Source organism: Pseudomonas trutticola BRTCR10 (assembly GCF_056155105.1).
This window is the reverse complement of sequence record NZ_CM149552.1, coordinates 1903459-1922377: the sequence shown is the minus strand read 5'-3', so window position 1 is coordinate 1922377 and position 18919 is coordinate 1903459. Positions and strand designations below refer to the sequence as shown.

Below are 18919 nucleotides of genomic sequence, written 5' to 3'. Positions count from 1 at the left end.
AGCACGAACCCTGTAGTGAGGGGATTTATCCCCGATGGGCCGAAGCAGCCCTGATTGAGAACTTCTAGCGCTTTTCGATTGGCTGGATACATCGGGTTTGGAGCCGCTTCGCAGCCCATCGGGGATAAATCCCCTCGCCACAGAAGCCCTTCTATCGCTCTAAATGCCAGAAACGACAAAGGCCACCCGAAGGTGGCCTTTGTTTGGTAAAGCGTCAGCTAAGCACGAGGCTTACTTGACAGCCCAACCAGTCAGCTCGGCCAGGGCCTTGCCGATGTCTGCCAGCGAACGCACGGTTTTTACGCCTGCGTCTTGCAGAGCAGCGAATTTCTCGTCTGCAGTGCCTTTGCCGCCAGAGATGATTGCGCCAGCATGGCCCATGCGCTTGCCCGGAGGAGCAGTCACACCAGCGATGTAGGAAACAACCGGCTTGGTCACGTGTGCCTTGATGTAGGCAGCCGCTTCTTCTTCAGCCGAACCGCCGATCTCGCCGATCATTACGATCGCTTCGGTCTTCGGGTCTTCCTGGAACAGCTTCAGGATGTCGATGAAGTTCGAACCCGGGATCGGGTCACCACCGATGCCGACGCAAGTCGACTGACCGAAACCGGCGTCAGTGGTCTGCTTCACAGCTTCGTAGGTCAGGGTGCCGGAACGCGAAACGATACCGACCTTGCCTGGCAAGTGAATGTGACCTGGCATGATGCCGATCTTGCATTCGCCTGGGGTGATCACGCCTGGGCAGTTAGGGCCGATCAGGACTACGCCCAGCTCGTCGCACTTAACTTTAGCGTCCAGCATGTCCAGGGTAGGAATGCCTTCGGTGATGCAGACGATCAGCTTGATGCCGCCGAAAGCAGCTTCCAGGATCGAATCTTTGCAGAAAGGAGCCGGAACGTAGATCACGCTGGCGGTAGCGCCAGTGGCCGCTACTGCGTCTTTGACGGTGTTGAACACTGGCAGACCCAGGTGCTCGGTGCCGCCCTTGCCTGGAGTTACGCCACCAACCATCTTGGTGCCGTATTCGATGGCTTGCTGGGTGTGGAAACTACCTTGCGAACCGGTAATACCCTGGCAGATAACTTTGGTGTCTTTATTGATCAGGACGCTCATTATTTGCCCTCCGCAGCTTTGACAACTTGTTGAGCAGCGTCGGTCAGGCTGGTAGCAGCGATGATGTTCAAACCGCTTTCTGCCAGTACTTTAGCGCCCAGCTCAGCGTTGTTGCCTTCAAGGCGAACAACAACCGGGATTTTCACGCCGACTTCTTTCACAGCGCCGATGATGCCTTCGGCAATCATGTCGCAGCGAACGATGCCGCCGAAGATGTTGACCAGTACTGCAGCGACGTTGGTGTCGGACAGGATGATCTTGAACGCTTCGGTAACGCGTTCTTTGGTAGCACCACCACCTACGTCGAGGAAGTTGGCTGGCTTGCCGCCATGCAGGTTGACGATGTCCATGGTACCCATGGCCAGGCCAGCACCGTTGACCATGCAGCCGATGTTGCCTTCCAGTGCTACGTAGTTCAGTTCGAACTTGGCAGCGTGCGCTTCGCGCGGATCGTCTTGCGACGGATCGTGGAAAGTCTTCAGCTTAGGCTGACGGTACATTGCGTTGGCGTCGATGTTGATCTTGGCGTCCAGGCAGTGCAGATCGCCGTCAGCCTTGATCACCAGCGGGTTCACTTCCAGCAGAGCCAGGTCGTGATCCTTGAACAGTTTGGCCAGACCTACGAAGATCTTGGCGAACTGAGCAACCTGCTTGCCTTCCAGACCCAGCTGGAATGCCAGCTCGCGACCCTGGAATGGCTGAGCGCCAACCAGTGGATCGATAGTGGCCTTGAGAATTTTTTCTGGAGTGTCGTGAGCGATTTTCTCGATGTCCACGCCACCTTCGGTGGAAGCCATGAACACGATGCGACGGCTCGAACGGTCAACGACAGCGCCCAGGTACAGCTCTTTAGCGATATCAGTGCACGATTCAACCAGGATCTTGGTGACTGGCTGGCCATTGGCGTCAGTCTGGTAAGTCACCAGACGCTTGCCCAGCCACTGCTGTGCGAAGGCTTTGGCGTCTTCTTTGCTGCGAACCAGCTTAACGCCGCCCGCTTTACCGCGACCACCGGCGTGGACCTGGGCTTTGACAACCCACTCGCTGCCGCCGATTTTGTCGCAAGCTTCTGCTGCTGCTTCCGGGGTGTCTACTGCGTAACCAGTGGAAACTGGCAGGCCGTATTCAGCGAACAGCTGCTTACCCTGATACTCGTGAAGATTCATGCTTTTTACCGTCTTCGTTAGGTACTGCGCATTCGGCGCTGCGCTCATTTGAGTGCCGCGCCACCTGTGACTGCTGCTTGCGTAGCCTTTCCGGATACCCGGTGCAGCTACGCAAGACTGCGTCCAGCGGACATTCCGCGGTGAGACTTGCTCGCAAGGCTCACGACGGGCCGTTACCGCCGTGGTTTCTTATTGTGTCTTAACGCTTCTTGCGGTTGGCAATGTGGATGGCGCCGCCATTCACAGCCAAAGCAGCTTCGTGCAAGGCTTCAGACAGGGTCGGATGGGAGAAAACCATCATGCCCAGATCTTCAGCGCTGGTGCCGAATTCCATACCGATCGCGCCCTGCTGAACCAGTTCTGCAGCGCTCGGGCCAATCACGTGCACGCCCAATACGCGGTCAGTCTTGGCATCAGCGATGACCTTGACGAAACCACCGGTATCGTTGGCGGCCATGGCACGGCCGGAAGCGGCGAACGGGAAGGTGCCGACGTTAACTTCAACGCCTTCAGCTTTCAAGGCCTGCTCGGTTTTGCCAACCCACGCGATTTCCGGGTGAGTATAAATAACCGAAGGGATCAGGTCATAGTTCATCTGGGCTTTGTGGCCCTTGATGCGCTCGACAACCATGATGCCTTCTTCGGATGCCTTGTGAGCCAGCATCATGCCGCGAACCACGTCACCAATGGCGAAAACGCCCGGTACGGTGGTGGCGCAGTGATCATCAACGTGCACGAAACCGCGCTCGTCGAGGGTCACGCCGCTGTCGGCAGCCAGCAGATCAGTGGTCACCGGACGGCGACCAACGGCTACGATCAGCTTGTCGAAAGTGATGGTCTGTTCGCCGTTGGCGTCGGTGTAGTTGACAACGACTTCGTCGCCGTTGACTTTCGAACCGGTTACGCGAGCGCCCAGCTTGATGTCCAGACCTTGTTTGGTCAGGGTTTTCAGCGCTTCCTTGGAAACAGCGGTGTCCGCTGCCATCAGGAAAGTGTCCAATGCTTCGAGGACAACCACTTCGGAGCCCAGACGCGACCATACCGAACCCAGTTCCAGGCCGATCACGCCAGCGCCGATCACGCCCAGACGTTTAGGTACGGTCTGGAATTCCAGTGCACCAGTCGAATCAACGATGACTTTCTGGTCAACCGGAGCCGGTGGAATGTCGATTGGACGCGAGCCTGGAGCCAGGATCACGTTTTCAGCTTCGATGACTTCAACCGAGCCGTCGGGCTTGGTGACTTCGACTTTCTTGCCAGCCAGCAGTTTGCCGTGGCCCTGGATCGAAGTAACGCCGTTGGCCTTGAACAGAGTGGCAACGCCGCCGGTCAGGTTCTTGACGATGCCAGCCTTGCGGCCAACCATCGCAGCGACGTCCATTTTGACTTCGCCAGTCGAGATACCGTGAACGTTGAAGCTTTCTTTGGCTTCCTTGTATTTCCAGGAGCTGTCCAGCAGCGCCTTGGAAGGAATGCAGCCGACGTTCAGGCAGGTACCGCCCAAGGCTTGCTTGCCTTCGGCGTCGGTGTACTTCTCGATGCAGGCAGTGGTCAGACCCAGCTGCGCGGCCTTGATGGCAGCTACGTAACCGCCAGGGCCGGCACCGATCACTACTACGTCAAATTTCTGCGACATTCAAAAAATCCTCTTTAGCGAAAAGCTTCAAGCCGCGCGCTCCAAGCCAAGCTGCCCTTTCCTGCAGCTTGAAACTTGAAGCCCGCGACTGCTTCTATCAGATATCCAGCAACAGACGAGCCGGATCTTCCAGCAGGTTCTTGATGGTCACCAGGAAGGTTACAGCTTCTTTGCCATCGATCAGACGGTGATCGTAGGACAGTGCCAGGTACATCATCGGACGGATAACGACCTGACCGTTGATGGCCATAGGACGCTGGATGATGTTGTGCATGCCCAGAATCGCTGCCTGCGGCGGGTTGACGATCGGGGTCGACATCATCGAACCGAAGGTACCACCGTTGGTGATGGTGAAGGTACCACCGGTCATCTCGTCCATCGACAGTTTGCCGTCACGGGCTTTCTTGCCGAAAGTGGCGATGCCGCCTTCGATTTCAGCCAGGCTCATCAGTTCGGCGTTACGCAGAACCGGAACAACCAGGCCACGGTCGCTGGAAACGGCAACGCCGATGTCCGCGTAGCCGTGGTAAACGATGTCGCCGCCGTCGATCGACGCGTTGACAGCCGGGAAGCGTTTCAGCGCTTCGGTAGCTGCTTTCACGAAGAACGACATGAAGCCCAGGCGTACGCCGTTGTGGGACTTCTCGAACAGGTCCTTGTACTTCGAACGCAGAGCCATGACTTCGGTCATGTCGACTTCGTTGAAAGTGGTCAGCATCGCCATGTTCGACTGAGCTTCAACCAGACGCTTGGCCACGGTGGCACGCACGCGGGTCATCGGTACGCGCTTCTCGATGCGGTCGCCAGCGGCGAACACAGGAGCGGCAGCCGAAGGAGCAGCAGCCTTGGCAGGCGCGGCAGCCGGAGCGGCTTTCTTGGCAGCAACAGCTGCAACCACGTCTTCCTTGGTCACACGACCGCCTTTGCCGGTGCCGGCAACGGAAGCGATGTTGATGCCGTTTTCTTCAGCCAGCTTGCGCGCAGCCGGTGCAGCAACAGGATCGTCTTCGCCTTCGGCAGCAGCCGGTGCAGCGGCAGCAGCGGCCGGAGCAGCAGCGGCGGCTGGAGCAGCGGCAGCAGCGCCGCCCGCTTCGATGGAGCCCAGGACTTCGTCGGACAGAACGGTGTCGCCTTCGTTCTTGACGATTGCGCCCAGCACGCCGTCGGCAGTAGCCAGAACTTCCAGTACGACTTTGTCAGTTTCGATGTCTACGATCAGATCGTCGCGCTTGACAGCGTCGCCCGGTTTTTTGTGCCAGGTGGCAACGGTGCCATCGGCAACCGATTCCGGGAAAGTGGGGGCTTTGATCTCGATAGCCATTATCTGTGGTTCCTTAAATTCGGTTTCAGGTGCGCGAAGGCGTTAAACGGTAAACGCGTCTTGCAGCAGTTTTTCCTGCTGCTCGGCGTGCATCGATGCGTAACCACAAGCAGGTGCAGCAGAAGCCTCACGGCCCGCGTACTCAAGTACGAGAGATTTGTTGAGGTTGCTGATGCTGCGGCGCAAGTGGTGCTGGCTGCAGTACCAGGCGCCCTGGTTCATCGGCTCTTCCTGACACCAAACGGCATGTTTGACGTTGGTATAAGGAGCCAGGACTTCTTTCAAGTCGTCCTCAGGGAATGGGTACAACTGCTCGATACGCACGATGGCGATATCTTCGCGGCCTTCGGCACGGCGTTTTTCCAGCAGGTCGTAGTAAACCTTGCCGCTGCACAGAACAACGCGCTCGACCTTTTTCGGGTCCAGGGCATCGATTTCCGGGATCACGGTCTGGAACGAACCTTCGGCCAGATCTTCCAGCGTCGAGATGGCCAGCTTGTGGCGCAGCAGCGACTTCGGCGTCAGCACGACCAGCGGCTTGCGCAGCGGGCGAATCACCTGACGACGCAGCAAGTGGTAGATCTGTGCCGGCGTGGTCGGTACGGCTACCTGAATGTTGTGCTCGGCGCACAGCTGCAGGTAACGCTCCAGACGTGCCGAGGAGTGCTCGGGACCCTGGCCTTCGTAACCGTGTGGCAGCAACATGGTCAGACCACAGAGACGGCCCCACTTGTGTTCGCCGCTGGTGATGAACTGGTCGATAACAACCTGTGCACCGTTGGCGAAGTCGCCGAACTGGGCTTCCCAGATCACCAACGCATTTGGCGTGGTGGTCGAGTAACCGTATTCGAACGCCAATACCGCTTCTTCCGACAGGAACGAGTCGTACAGGTCAAAACGTGGCTGACCGTCGTACAGGTGCTGCAGCGGAATATAGGTGCCGGCATCTTTCTGGTTGTGCAGAACAGCGTGACGGTGCGAGAACGTACCGCGGCCGATGTCCTGACCCGTCATGCGGATCGGGTGACCTTCGAACGCCAGGGTCGCGTATGCCATGGTTTCGGCGTAACCCCAGTTGATCGGCAGGCCGCCGGCTTGCATCTTCTGACGGTCTTCGTAGATCTTCGCAACCTGACGCTGAACCACGAAGCCTTCCGGAATTTCCAGCAGCTTGGCAGACAGTTCTTGCAGGGTCTTCAGATCAAAGCGAGTGTCGTGACGCGCAGTCCAGGCGTGGCCCAGATACGGACGCCAGTCCACGAACAGCTCTTTGTTCGGCTCTTTGACCAGCGATTTCACAACGTGCAAACCGTTGTCCAGCGCGTTGCGATACTCGTCGACCTTGGCCTGAACACGCTCAGCGTCCAGTACACCGGACTGAGTCAGACGATCAGCGTACAGCTCACGGGTGGTGCGCTGCTTGGTGATCTGCTGATACATCAGCGGCTGGGTGCCGCTAGGCTCGTCGGCCTCGTTGTGGCCGCGACGACGGTAGCAGACCAGGTCGATCACCACGTCACGCTTGAACTGCATGCGGTAGTCGATAGCCAGCTGGGTCACGAACAACACGGCTTCCGGATCATCGCCATTCACATGGAGAATCGGCGCCTGGATCATCTTCGCAACGTCGGTGGCGTACTCGGTGGAACGCGAGTCAAGCGGGTTGCTGATGGTGAAACCCACCTGGTTGTTGATCACGATGTGCACGGTGCCGCCGGTTTTGAAACCGCGGGTCTGCGACATCTGGAAGGTTTCCATGACCACACCCTGACCTGCGAATGCAGCGTCACCGTGGATGGAGATCGGCAGAACCTTCTCACCGGTCTGGTCGTTACGACGATCCTGACGGGCGCGAACCGAACCTTCGACCACCGGGGAAACGATTTCCAGGTGGGACGGGTTGAACGCCATGGCCAGGTGAACTTCACCGCCAGTGGTCATCACGTTGGACGAGAAGCCCTGGTGGTATTTAACGTCACCGGAACCCAGCTCGACCTTCTTCTTGCCTTCGAACTCGTCGAACAGCTCGCGCGGGTTCTTGCCGAAGGTGTTGACCAGCACGTTCAGACGGCCACGGTGGGCCATGCCGATGACGACTTCCTTGGTGCCGTAGGAACCGGAACGCTGGATCAGTTCGTCGAGCATCGGAATCAGGCTTTCACCGCCTTCCAGACCGAAACGCTTGGTGCCCGGGTATTTGGTGCCCAGGTATTTTTCCAGGCCTTCACCGGCAGTCACGCGCTCAAGCAGGTGGCTCTTGATGTCGGCGGAGTACGTCGGACGACCACGCACGCTTTCCAGACGCTGCTGGAACCACTGGCGCTGCTCGGAATCGGTGATATGCGTAAATTCAGCGCCGATGGTGCGGCAATATGTCTGCTGCAACGCTTCGTGAATTTCGCGTAGGCTCGCTTCCTCTTTGCCGATGAACAGGTCGCCGGCACGGAAGGTCGTATCAAGATCGGCATTGGTCAAGCCGTAATGATTGATCGACAGGTCTGCAGGTGCAGGACGCTGCCACAGCCCCAGCGGGTCAAGCTGGGCTGCCTGGTGGCCACGCATACGGTAGGCCTGGATCAATCGCAGCACTTCAACTTGCTTCTTCTCGTGCTCACTGCTCACGCTGCCGGCGGAAACCGGTTGGGCGCGGCGCTGGTTCTTTGCCAGCAGCACAAAATGATCGCGAATTGTGGAGTGCGAAACATCAGTGGCAGAGTTGCCGTCGGCAGGCAACTTCTGAAAGTAGGTGCGCCACTCTTCTGGCACAGCGTTAGGGTCGTGCAGGTAGAGCTCATAAAGCTCTTCCACATAGGCAGCGTTTCCACCTGAAAGGTAGGCGCTGTTCCACATGCGCTGCATCACGCTTTCTTGCATGCTTGGTCACCCTCGGTTAGGGGAACACCATCGGCGTCGACACCGAGCAAACTTGCAGAAGTCCGAATGCAGCGACCAAAACAAGCCACCTAGGATCACGCTGATAGTCCGGGTACCAGCCCGGATGCCCCTGCTTGTCTCATTTCTTCAAAATAAGAGCCGCAGCTTATGGCTGCTGCTCTGGTTATAGCCATGACGCGGGTTGAAGCCCGCGCCACAGCCTCTTCGGTACAGCGGTTCTACGGTTACAGCAGCTGAATCACACGCCGCTCGAAAGCAGCATGTTACGGATGTGACCGATGGCCTTAGTCGGGTTCAGGCCTTTCGGACATACGTTGACGCAGTTCATGATGCCCCGGCAGCGGAATACGCTGAACGGGTCATCGAGCGAAGCCAGACGCTCGTTGGTCTTGGTGTCACGGCTGTCTGCCAGGAAGCGGTAGGCTTGCAGCAGTGCAGCTGGACCCAGGAACTTGTCCGGGTTCCACCAGAAGGACGGGCAAGAGGTCGAGCAGCAAGCGCACAAAATGCACTCGTACAGACCGTCGAGCTTTTCACGCTCTTCTGGCGACTGCAGACGCTCGATGGCCGGAGCCGGCGTGTCGTTCTGCAGGTAAGGCTTCACCTTCTCGTATTGCTTGTAGAAGATGCTCATATCGACGACCAGGTCACGGATAACCGGCAAACCTGGCAGTGGACGAACGATCAACTTGTTACCTTTTACAACGGCGGACAGCGGCGTGATGCACGCCAGACCGTTCTTGCCGTTGATGTTCATGCCGTCGGAGCCGCAGACGCCTTCACGGCAAGAGCGACGATAGGAGAAACCCTCGTCCTGCTCTTTGATCAGCGCCAGCACATCCAGCACCATCAGGTCTTTACCACCGGTATCGACCTGGAATTCCTGCATGAACGGCGCAGCGTCCTGATCAGGGTTGTAGCGATAAACACTGACTTGCAACATGGCGGTCACCCTTAATAAGTCCGGACTTTAGGTTCGAAAGTCGGAACAGTCTTCGGCGAGAAGTTCACGGCACGTTTGGTGACGCGCTTGTCACCCGGGAAGTACAGGGTGTGGCACAACCAGTTTTCGTCGTCACGATCTTCGAAGTCTTCACGGGCGTGAGCGCCGCGGGACTCTTTACGTACTTCGGCAGCGATGGCGGTAGCTTCAGCCACTTCCAGCAGGTTTTGCAGCTCCAGCGCTTCGATACGGGCAGTGTTGAACGCCTGCGACTTATCGTTGATCTTCACGTTGGCGATGCGGGTACGCAGATCTGCGAGCTGAGCGATACCTTTCTGCATGTATTCGCCGGTACGGAATACGCCGAAGTAGTTCTGCATGCAGCTTTGCAGCTCGCGACGCAGGGTTGCCACGTCTTCGCCATCAGTACGGCTGTTCAGCGCGTTCAGACGCGACAGGGCAGCTTCGATGTCGGCTTCGGTAGCGTCGTCGTATTCGATGCCGTCGGTCAGCGCTTTTTCCAGGTGCAGGCCGGCAGCGCGGCCGAATACCACCAGGTCGAGCAGCGAGTTGCCGCCCAGACGGTTGGCACCGTGAACCGATACGCAAGCCACTTCACCTACCGCGAACAGACCAGGAATGATCTGGTCCACGCCTTCGGCGTTCTGGGTGATCGCCTGGCCATGAATGTTGGTGGCAACGCCGCCCATCATATAGTGGCAAGTCGGAACAACCGGAACCGGAGCAACCACCGGGTCAACGTGAGCGAAAGTCTTCGACAGTTCGCAGATGCCTGGCAGACGGCTGTGCAACACTTCCTCGCCCAAGTGGTCGAGTTTGAGCATTACGTGGTCGCCATTCGGACCGCAACCGTTGCCGGCGATGATTTCTTTAACCATCGAGCGAGCAACCACGTCACGACCGGCAAGGTCTTTGGCGTTCGGAGCATAACGCTCCATGAAACGCTCGCCGTGCTTGTTGATCAGGTAACCACCTTCACCACGGCAACCTTCAGTTACCAGAACACCGGCGCCGGCGATGCCGGTCGGGTGGAACTGCCACATTTCGATATCTTGTACCGGCACGCCAGCACGCAGAGCCATGCCGACGCCGTCACCGGTATTGATCAGGGCGTTGGTGGTGGAAGCGTAGATACGACCTGCACCGCCGGTAGCCAATACGGTGGCCTTGGCGCGGATGTAGGTGGTTTCGCCGGTTTCGATGCAGATTGCGATCACACCGACGAATTCGCCTTCCTGGTTTTTCACCAGATCAACAGCGTAGTACTCGTTCAGGAACGTGGTACCGGCTTTCAGGTTGCCCTGATAAAGGGTGTGCAGCAGAGCGTGACCGGTACGGTCGGAAGCTGCGCAGGTACGTGCAGCCTGACCGCCCTTACCGTAGTCCTTGGACTGACCACCGAATGGACGCTGGTAGATACGGCCTTGCTCGGTACGCGAGAACGGCAGACCCATGTGGTCCAGCTCGAAAACGGCAGCCGGGCCTTCCTGACACATGTACTCGATAGCGTCCTGGTCACCGATGTAGTCGGAACCCTTGACGGTATCGTACATGTGCCAGCGCCAGTCATCGTTCGGGTCAGCGGACGCGATCGCGCAAGTGATGCCGCCCTGGGCGGATACAGTGTGCGAACGGGTCGGGAAAACCTTGGTGATCACGGCAGTCTTGTGACCACCCTGTGCCAGTTGCAGCGCAGCGCGCATGCCGGCACCGCCACCACCAATAATGATGGCGTCGAAAGAAATCGTTGGAATGTTAGCCATGAATCAGATACCCCAGAGAATCTGCACACCCCAGACGAAGTAAGCGAACATCGCGATGCCGCAAACTGCCTGGAAAAGGAAACGTACTGCGGTCGCGGACTTGCCCAGCGCCATTGGCGTCAGGTAGTCGGTCGCGATGGTCCACATGCCGACCCAGGCGTGAGCGCCAAGGGCAACGAGGGCCAGCAGACTGAAGATACGCATCCCGTTGTGAGCGAACAGGCCGTGCCACTGGTCGTAGCCAATGCCCGGATTCGCTGCAAGGTATCCGATCAGGAAGATGAAATAAGCCGCGAGAACAACCGCAGACACACGTTGCGCCATCCAGTCATAGAGGCCCGAACGCGAAAGGTTCGTAACGCTGGTTACCATATCCAAACTCCTGCCAGAACGATCAGCACCACGGAAATGGCGATGATGATTTTCGAGCCCAGGCGGCCGCCTTCCAGCGTCTCACCGATGCCCATATCCATGATCAAGTGGCGCACACCGGCTACCAGGTGATACAGCAGAGCGGACAGGAGGCCCCATGCTACGAACTTGGCCAGCGGGCTGGTCAAGCATGCCTTCACTTCGGCAAAGCCTTCCTCGGAACCCAGGGATTTGCCCAATGCATAAAGCATGAAGCCAAGGCCCAGGAAGAGGATGATGCCGGAAACACGGTGAAGAAACGACGTAACGCCGGTGATGGGGAGTTTGATGGTCCTTAGGTCTAGGTTTACAGGTCGTTGGCTTTTCACGGCTTTTTTTTCACACTGAAGAGCCCCTAACAATCAGGGCAAAGTTGTTGGGGAGTGCACTGGTCAGGTAACCACCACCCAGGGATGCGACCCCCAATAAAGCAGGCCCAAAAGCCCTTGGCGGTCGGTGGCCGAGTATAGACAGTTAGGCTACTAATGACAACGCAATCACCTACCCCAAATAGCTGATTGCACAAGTCGTATAAAAGGCGTAAATGGCAGTCAATTTCGAGGAAAAAGTACGCTTAAAGCCTTCTGGAGCAAGACTTTAGGCAAATTGACATTCGAATTTATCTCACTATAGTGGTGCGGGCCCTGCGTGGGGGGTCTGTCTGATGGTTCAAGCATAAATAGGAGGCCACATGGCTGACAAAAAAGCGCAGTTGATCATCGAGGGCGCAGCCCCCGTCGAGCTGCCCATTTTAACCGGCACCGTTGGTCCCGATGTAATCGATGTTCGGGGCCTGACGGCCACGGGCCGCTTCACTTTCGACCCTGGTTTCATGTCGACCGCTTCGTGCGAATCGAAGATCACCTATATCGACGGCGACAACGGCATTCTGTTGCACCGCGGCTACCCGATCGAACAGCTGGCTGAAAAGTCGGACTACCTGGAAACCTGCTACCTGCTGCTCAACGGCGAACTGCCGACAGCAGAACAGAAGGCCCAGTTCGTCAGCACCGTGAAAAACCACACCATGGTTCACGAGCAGCTGAAAACCTTCTTCAACGGCTTCCGTCGCGACGCCCACCCGATGGCCGTCATGTGCGGCGTAGTCGGCGCCCTCTCGGCCTTCTACCACGACTCCCTCGACATCAATAACCCGCAGCATCGCGAAATCTCCGCGATCCGCCTGGTTGCCAAGATGCCGACCCTGGCAGCGATGGTTTACAAGTACTCCATGGGCCAACCCATGATGTACCCGCGCAACGACCTGACGTACGCGGAAAACTTCCTGCACATGATGTTCAACACCCCGTGCGAGATCAAACCGATCAGCCCGGTACTCGCCAAGGCTATGGACCGGATCTTCATCCTCCATGCCGACCACGAGCAGAACGCATCGACTTCCACCGTGCGTCTGGCCGGCTCTTCGGGTGCCAACCCGTTCGCCTGTATCGCCGCCGGTATCGCCGCACTGTGGGGCCCTGCCCACGGCGGTGCAAACGAAGCCGTTCTGACCATGCTTGACGAGATTGGCGATGTTTCGAACATCGACAAGTTCATCGCCAAGGCCAAGGACAAGAACGATCCGTTCAAACTGATGGGCTTCGGTCACCGCGTTTACAAGAACCGCGACCCTCGCGCGACTGTAATGAAGCAGACCTGCGACGAAGTACTGAAGGAACTGGGCATCAACAACGATCCGCAACTCGAACTGGCCATGCGCCTGGAAGAGATCGCGCTGACCGACCCGTACTTCATCGAACGCTCGCTGTACCCGAACGTCGACTTCTACTCGGGGATCATCCTCAAGGCGATCGGCATTCCGACCAGCATGTTCACCGTGATCTTTGCGCTGGCGCGTACTGTTGGCTGGATCTCCCACTGGAAAGAAATGCTCTCCAGCCCGTACAAGATTGGCCGTCCGCGCCAGTTGTACACTGGTTACGAGTCGCGTGACATTACCAAGCTGGAAGACCGCAAATAAGACTTGTCTTGCGATGACGTCTTAAGTTTGTAACGGGGACGGCCTCTATTTATATGGAGGCCGTTTTTGTTTGTCTGGGGGTTTGGGGGTTTGGGGGTTTGGGGGTTTGGGAATTGTGAGCATATCCGTTGCTGCGGTGATGGCTGCTTAGGGTTCCGCCCTTACGGCGGGTCACTTTTGGCAAACGCCCCAAAAGTAACCAAAAGGGCTGCTCCCGGACGTACGGCACTTCGCCTAGGCTCAGTGTTCCCTCGCTACGGTGTCCATCCGGGGGCATCGCCTCCGGTTTGCTTCGCTGCACCTCCTCTCGATGAATGCGGCTTCGCCGCACGGCGCTGCGCGCCTACCCCGGATGAACACCTCCGCTCGGCCTGCCGATGGGCCTGAAGATCAAGAGCAGGATCAACAGCCAAAGCCAAAGCCAAAGCCAAAGCCAAAGCCAATCAAAAGATTGCAGCCTTCGGCAGTGCCTACAAGGCATGAGTACAACCGCCAGAGCTTGGTCGAATGTCAGGTCGCCATCGCTGGCAAGCTAGCTCCCACAGGGGTGAAGTACAACCGACAGAAACAGGTCGGCTGTCAGGCCGCCATCACTGGCAAGCAAGCTCCCACAGGAGTGGAGTACAACCGACAGAAACAGGTCGGCTGTCAGGTCGCCATCGCTGGCAAGCCAGCTCCCACAGGGGTGGAGTACAACCGACAGAAACAGGTCGGCTATCAGGCCGCCATCACTGGCAAGCAAGCTCCCACAGAGGTGGAGTACAACCGACATAAACAGGTCGGCTATCAGGCCGCCATCGCAGGCAAGCCAGCTCCCACAAAAAAAATGAGTACACCCCCGCACGCGGCGCATGCCGCCCCACTCAACACAATGAGCGTTAGCTCGAGTACCGCTCTTGATCTTAAGCGCCCGTCGGCAGGCTGAGCGGAGGGATTGATCCGGGGTGGGAGCGCAGCGACCGTTTGGCGCAGCCAAACACATCGAGAGGAGGTGCAGCGAAGCAAACCGGAGGCGATGACCCCCGGATCGATCACGCAGCGAAGGAACCCGAGCCACAGCGAGGGCCGTACGTCAGGGTAAAGCCTTTTTGGTTACTTTTTCGGCGTCTGGAAAAAGTGACCCGCCGTAAGGGCGGAACCNTCTGCGATTTGCTTGGGGTCTTGGGGTCTTGGGGTCTTTGGGTTTGGGGTTTGGGGTTTGGGAGCATATCCGTTGCTGCGGTAACGGCTGATTAGGGTTCCGCCCTTACGGCGGGTCACTTTTGGCAAACGCCCCAAAAGTAACCAAAAGGGCTGCTCCCGGACGTACGGCACTTCGCCTAGGCTCAGTGTTCCCTCGCTACGGTGTCCATCCGGGGGCATCGCCTCCGGTTTGCTTCGCTGCACCTCCTCTCGATGTGTTTGGCTTCGCCAAACGGCGCTGCGCGCCTACCCCGGATGAACACCTTCGCTCGGCCTGCCGATGGGCCTGACGATCAAGAGCAGGATCAAAAGCCAGATCAAGAGCCAGATCAAGAGCCAGATCAAGAGCCCCTCACCCTAGCCCTCTCCCGGAGGGAGAGGGGACTGACCGAGGTGTTTGAGAGAGCTACGCCGACATGAAATACCGAGTCGAACTCGGATTCGAAAGGCTCACAAATCGGCTCCCTCTCCTTGGGGAGAGGGCTGGGGTGAGGGGCAAACCCAACACAAAACCAAAGCCGACCACACGCTTCTCACCACTCAACACAATGAGCGTCAGCTCAAGTACCGCTCTTGACCTTCACCAATCAACACAATGAGCGTTAGCTCAAGTACCGCTCTTGACCTTCACCACTCAACACAATGAGCGCTAGCTCAAGTACCGCTCTTGATCTTCACCACTCAACACAATGAGCGTTAGCTCAAGTACCGCTCCTGATCTTCACCACTCAACACAATGAGCGTTAGCTCGAGTACCGCTTTTGATCTCAACGCCCGTCGGAAGGCTGAGCGGAGGGGTTGATCCGGGGTGGGAGCGCAGCGACCGTTTGGCGCAGCCAAACACATCGAGAGGAGGTGCAGCGACCGTTTGGCGCAGCCAAACACATCGAGAGGAGGTGCAGCGAAGCAAACCGGAGGCGATGACCCCCGGATCGATCCCGCAGCGAAGGAACCCGAGCCACAGCGAGGGCCGTACGTCAGGGTAAAGCCTTTTTGGTTACTTTTTCGGCGTCTGGAAAAAGTGACCCGCCGTAAGGGCGGAACCCTAAGCAGCCATCACCAAAAAAACGGATATACACCCAAAATCAAAAAAACCCACCAAAGTCCGATAACCGCCCACAAAAAATGCCCCGATCTCTCAACCGGGGCATTCAGCACAACACTACAAAACCATCAAACCATCAATGCGAAACCGCCCCACTCGCCCCCAACCCCGTCTGCGAACGCACGAACTGCGGGAAAAACAGCGCCCGCTCATTATCCGCAGCCGCCGACTTGTCAGTAATCGAGAAGAACCAGATCCCGGCAAAAGCAATGATCATCGAAAACAGCGCCGGATACTCGTAAGGGAAGATCGCCTTCTCATGATGCAGAATCTGCACCCAGATGGTCGGACCAAGAATCATCAGCCCGACCGCACTCACCAACCCCAACCACCCGCCAATCATCGCGCCACGGGTAGTCAACTTCTTCCAGTACATCGAAAGCAACAACACCGGGAAGTTGCAGCTGGCCGCGATCGAGAACGCCAGACCCACCATGAACGCAATGTTCTGGCTTTCAAACAGAATACCCAGACCAATGGCCAGAATCCCCAGCGCAATCGTGGTGATCTTCGAAACGCGAATCTCATCCTTGTCGTTGGCCTTGCCCTTCTTGATCACACTGGCATACAGATCGTGCGATACCGCCGAAGCACCGGCCAGAGTCAGACCCGCCACAACCGCCAGAATGGTCGCAAACGCCACCGCCGAGATGAAGCCAAGGAAGATACTGCCGCCCACCGCATCAGCCAGGTGCACCGCCGCCATATTGTTGCCACCGAGCAAAGCGCCCGCCGCATCTTTAAAGGCCGGATTGGTGCTGACCAGCAGGATCGCGCCGAAGCCGATGATGAAGGTCAGGATGTAGAAATAACCAATGAACCCAGTCGCATACAGCACGCTCTTACGGGCTTCTTTAGCGTCACTCACAGTGAAGAAGCGCATCAGGATGTGCGGCAGGCCAGCGGTACCGAACATCAGTGCCAGACCCAGCGAGAACGCCGAAATCGGATCTTTCACCAGACCGCCCGGGCTCATGATCGCCTCACCTTTGGGGTGAACCTTGATCGCCTCGGAGAACAGCATGTTGAAGTCGAAGTTGACGTGCTTCATCACCATCAGCGCCATGAACGAGGCACCAGACAGCAACAGCACCGCTTTGATGATCTGCACCCAAGTGGTCGCCAGCATGCCGCCGAAAAGCACGTACATGCACATCAGGATGCCAACCAGAATCACCGCGACGTAATAGTCGAGACCGAACAGCAACTGGATCAGCTTGCCGGCGCCAACCATTTGCGCGATCAGGTAGAACGCCACCACCACCAGCGAACCGCAGGCCGACAGCGTGCGGATCTGGGTTTGCCCGAGGCGGTAGGACGCCACGTCGGCAAAGGTGTATTTACCCAGGTTACGCAGACGCTCGGCGATCAGAAACAAAATGATCGGCCAGCCCACCAGGAACCCGATCGAGTAGATCAGACCATCGTAGCCGGAAGTGAACACCAGCGCGGAAATCCCCAGGAAGGACGCCGCTGACATGTAGTCACCGGCAATCGCCAGACCGTTCTGGAAACCGGTGATCTTGCCGCCCGCCGCATAGTAGTCGGCGGCCGACTTGTTACGCTTCGAGGCCCAGTAGGTGATGCACAGCGTGGCACCGACGAACACCACAAACATGGCGATCGCGGAGACGTTGAGCGGTTGTTTGTGGACTTCACCCGTCAGGGCTTCAGCGGCCCAGACGGCGGGCGCGAACGCTGCGATGCTCAATAAAGCCAGTAGACGCCGGATCATTGCTGAGCCTCCTTGAGAATCGCATTGTTCAGGTCGTCGAACTCGCCATTGGCGCGGCGCACGTAGATCGCGGTCAGGATGAAAGCCGAGACAATCAGGCCGACACCGATCGGGATGCCCCAGGTGATTGAAGACTCGGGACTGAGCTTGGCCCCGAGCACTTTCGGGCCGTAAGCGATCAGAAGGATGAATCCGGAGTAGAGCCCGAGCATGATCGCCGAGAGTATCCAGGCGAACTTTTCCCTTTTTCGCACCAGCTCCTTGAATCGGGGACTGTTTTGAATCGAGAGGTAAATGCTGTCGTTCATTGTTTTTATCCTCGCAGCACAGATTATTGTTGGAACATAGCTAATGTATGCGGCTGCGAGCGCGGTAACAGACGACCTTAGTAGTAGAACGCCATGACCCTTTTGCCAATTTCAAGCACAAAAAAAACTGTGGGAGCTGGCTTGCCAGCGATGACGTCGTGTCAGCCAACTATTAGTCAACTGACAGACCGCTATCGCGGGCAAGCCCGCTCCCACAGGATTGGTGGTGAACAAAAGCTATTTCGGGTTATTTAGTCCAGTCAGCCACGCGATCCGGGTGCTTGGCGACCCAATCCTTGGCCGCTGCTTCAGGTTTGGCACCATCCTGAATGGCAAGCATGACTTCGCCGATTTCGTCTTTCGACGCCCACTGGAAGTTCTTCAGGAACTTGGCCACTTCCGGCGCCTTGGCGTCCAGTTCTTTGCTACCGATGCTGTTGACGGTTTCAGCTGCGCCGTACACGCCTTTCGGGTCGTCGAGGAAGCGCAGTTTCCACTTGGCGAACATCCAGTGCGGTACCCAACCGGTGACAGCGATAGATTCGTTCTTCTTCTCGGCACGAGTCAGCTCGGCGATCATGCCGGCGCCGGAACTGGCCTTGAGGTTGTACTTGTCGAGGCCGTAATCCTTGATCGCCTGATCAGTCTTGAGCATCACGCCTGAACCGGCGTCGATGCCGACAATGCGGTTCTTGAAGGTGTCATCGGTTTTGAGGTCTTCGATCGACTTGGCTTTCACATACTCCGGCACGATCAGGCCGATTTTCGCGTCCTTGAAGTTCGGGCCGTAGTCGACGACCAGATCCTTGTTCTTCGTCCAGTATTCACCGTGGGTCACGGGCAGCCAGGCGGAGAGCATGGCGTCGAGTTTGCCGGTGGCGACACCTTGCCACATGATTCCGGTGGCGACGGCTTGCAGTTTCACGTCGTAGCCGAGTTTCTGCTTGATCACTTCGGCCGCTACGTGGGTGGTCGCGACGCTGTCGGACCAGCCGTCAACGTAACCGATGTTCAGGGTCTGTTTTTCAGCGCTGGCAAATGTGGAACTCATCGCAAGCACCAGAGCGGCACCTGTGCCTAAAAGTCGTCGCATCTTCATCGTTACTTCCCCGAAATGCTGCGCCCGACGGATGACGGGCGACGTCAACGTATTGTTATGGTGCACAGCGCCCCCATCACGCCCGACCGCAAACTCGCTCTACTGCCAGTGGAGTGCTGACGCTTTCGATCATCAACCTGACGACCGTCGCGACCTGCTCTGTCAGCGACCTCAAGGCAACGAGAAACGACATCAGAAGGCCATTAACCGCGTCTATATAAATGACGCCAAATAATCCGC

14 protein-coding genes are annotated in these 18919 nt (G+C 57.5%); 2 read left to right on the top strand and 12 right to left on the bottom strand.

Translation table 11 applies throughout. From position 1 onward, the window contains the following. Positions 1-231: 231 nt before the first annotated feature. The 9 genes from sucD to sdhC all read right to left on the bottom strand — a co-directional run bounded on the left by sucD (position 232) and on the right by sdhC (position 11598). Positions 232-1113: a succinate--CoA ligase subunit alpha gene (gene sucD / locus ACVVH8_RS08610; protein WP_007919877.1), complete on the bottom strand. Its 882-nt coding sequence runs from the start codon at positions 1111-1113 to the stop codon at positions 232-234. After that, positions 1113-2279: an ADP-forming succinate--CoA ligase subunit beta gene (sucC, locus tag ACVVH8_RS08605; protein WP_007919879.1), complete on the bottom strand. Its 1167-nt coding sequence runs from the start codon at positions 2277-2279 to the stop codon at positions 1113-1115. Before sucC ends, sucD begins: the two co-directional genes overlap by 1 nt. A 199-nt stretch (positions 2280-2478) precedes the next feature. Beyond that, positions 2479-3915 (bottom strand): dihydrolipoyl dehydrogenase, encoded by a 1437-nt coding sequence (gene lpdA / locus ACVVH8_RS08600; RefSeq protein ID WP_102356807.1) that lies wholly within the window; start codon positions 3913-3915, stop codon positions 2479-2481. 97 nt (positions 3916-4012) lie between these two features. Continuing rightward, on the bottom strand, positions 4013-5236 hold the full coding sequence (gene odhB / locus ACVVH8_RS08595; RefSeq protein ID WP_103307282.1) for a 2-oxoglutarate dehydrogenase complex dihydrolipoyllysine-residue succinyltransferase: 1224 nt from the start codon (positions 5234-5236) through the stop codon (positions 4013-4015). A gap of 42 nt (positions 5237-5278) precedes the next feature. Further along, complete coding sequence (locus tag ACVVH8_RS08590) at positions 5279-8110, bottom strand: 2-oxoglutarate dehydrogenase E1 component (protein ID WP_103307283.1); 2832 nt, start codon at positions 8108-8110, stop codon at positions 5279-5281. A 259-nt stretch (positions 8111-8369) separates the two neighbouring features. Continuing rightward, the gene (locus ACVVH8_RS08585) at positions 8370-9074 is read right to left on the bottom strand and encodes a succinate dehydrogenase iron-sulfur subunit (protein WP_038364054.1); all 705 of its coding nucleotides are present in this window, start codon (positions 9072-9074) and stop codon (positions 8370-8372) included. 11 nt (positions 9075-9085) lie between these two features. Further along, positions 9086-10858 carry a succinate dehydrogenase flavoprotein subunit gene (gene sdhA / locus ACVVH8_RS08580; RefSeq protein WP_007919889.1) on the bottom strand — a complete coding sequence of 591 codons (1773 nt, stop codon included), beginning with the start codon at positions 10856-10858 and terminating at the stop codon, positions 9086-9088. Between the two features lie 3 nt (positions 10859-10861). Continuing rightward, positions 10862-11230, bottom strand: a complete 369-nt coding sequence (gene sdhD / locus ACVVH8_RS08575; RefSeq protein ID WP_007919900.1) for a succinate dehydrogenase, hydrophobic membrane anchor protein — start codon at positions 11228-11230, stop codon at positions 10862-10864. Next, entirely contained in the window at positions 11224-11598 is a 375-nt protein-coding gene (gene sdhC, locus ACVVH8_RS08570) for a succinate dehydrogenase, cytochrome b556 subunit (protein ID WP_045122948.1), read from the bottom strand. The genes sdhD and sdhC overlap by 7 nt, the downstream gene beginning before the upstream one ends. 362 nt (positions 11599-11960) lie before the next feature. Here sdhC and gltA point away from each other — a divergent pair, with 362 nt between their 5' ends. Together gltA and ACVVH8_RS08560 are read left to right on the top strand one after the other, a co-directional pair. After that, the gene (gene gltA, locus ACVVH8_RS08565; protein WP_003222994.1) at positions 11961-13250 is read left to right on the top strand and encodes a citrate synthase; all 1290 of its coding nucleotides are present in this window, start codon (positions 11961-11963) and stop codon (positions 13248-13250) included. 352 nt (positions 13251-13602) lie between these two features. Then, on the top strand, positions 13603-14175 hold the full coding sequence (locus ACVVH8_RS08560) for a hypothetical protein (RefSeq protein ID WP_475229492.1): 573 nt from the start codon (positions 13603-13605) through the stop codon (positions 14173-14175). 1438 nt (positions 14176-15613) lie between these two features. Here ACVVH8_RS08560 and ACVVH8_RS08555 read toward each other — a convergent pair. From ACVVH8_RS08555 to ACVVH8_RS08545, 3 genes are all read right to left on the bottom strand, one after another. Further along, a complete protein-coding gene (locus tag ACVVH8_RS08555; protein WP_475229489.1) occupies positions 15614-17272 on the bottom strand; it encodes a cation acetate symporter in 1659 nt (552 codons plus the stop codon). Continuing rightward, the gene (locus ACVVH8_RS08550; RefSeq protein WP_103307417.1) at positions 17269-17580 is read right to left on the bottom strand and encodes a DUF485 domain-containing protein; all 312 of its coding nucleotides are present in this window, start codon (positions 17578-17580) and stop codon (positions 17269-17271) included. The genes ACVVH8_RS08555 and ACVVH8_RS08550 overlap by 4 nt, the downstream gene beginning before the upstream one ends. Positions 17581-17827: 247 nt before the next feature. Next, positions 17828-18679 (bottom strand): glycine betaine ABC transporter substrate-binding protein, encoded by an 852-nt coding sequence (locus tag ACVVH8_RS08545; protein WP_103307416.1) that lies wholly within the window; start codon positions 18677-18679, stop codon positions 17828-17830. Positions 18680-18919 lie beyond the last annotated feature (240 nt).

Bases quoted from the DNA above. Each gene is read 5' to 3' on its own strand.
- sdhD (WP_007919900.1), bottom strand. From the start codon at position 11,230: ATGGTAACCAGCGTTACGAACCTTTCGCGTTCGGGCCTCTATGACTGG.
- ACVVH8_RS08590 (WP_103307283.1), bottom strand. From the start codon at position 8,110: ATGCAAGAAAGCGTGATGCAGCGCATGTGGAACAGCGCCTACCTTTCA.
- sdhA (WP_007919889.1), bottom strand. From the start codon at position 10,858: ATGGCTAACATTCCAACGATTTCTTTCGACGCCATCATTATTGGTGGT.
- sucD (WP_007919877.1), bottom strand. From the start codon at position 1,113: ATGAGCGTCCTGATCAATAAAGACACCAAAGTTATCTGCCAGGGTATT.
- ACVVH8_RS08555 (WP_475229489.1), bottom strand. From the start codon at position 17,272: ATGATCCGGCGTCTACTGGCTTTATTGAGCATCGCAGCGTTCGCGCCC.
- gltA (WP_003222994.1), top strand. From the start codon at position 11,961: ATGGCTGACAAAAAAGCGCAGTTGATCATCGAGGGCGCAGCCCCCGTC.
- sucC (WP_007919879.1), bottom strand. From the start codon at position 2,279: ATGAATCTTCACGAGTATCAGGGTAAGCAGCTGTTCGCTGAATACGGC.
- ACVVH8_RS08545 (WP_103307416.1), bottom strand. From the start codon at position 18,679: ATGAAGATGCGACGACTTTTAGGCACAGGTGCCGCTCTGGTGCTTGCG.
- lpdA (WP_102356807.1), bottom strand. From the start codon at position 3,915: ATGTCGCAGAAATTTGACGTAGTAGTGATCGGTGCCGGCCCTGGCGGT.
- ACVVH8_RS08550 (WP_103307417.1), bottom strand. From the start codon at position 17,580: ATGAACGACAGCATTTACCTCTCGATTCAAAACAGTCCCCGATTCAAG.
- ACVVH8_RS08560 (WP_475229492.1), top strand. From the start codon at position 13,603: ATGAACACCTCCGCTCGGCCTGCCGATGGGCCTGAAGATCAAGAGCAG.
- ACVVH8_RS08585 (WP_038364054.1), bottom strand. From the start codon at position 9,074: ATGTTGCAAGTCAGTGTTTATCGCTACAACCCTGATCAGGACGCTGCG.
- odhB (WP_103307282.1), bottom strand. From the start codon at position 5,236: ATGGCTATCGAGATCAAAGCCCCCACTTTCCCGGAATCGGTTGCCGAT.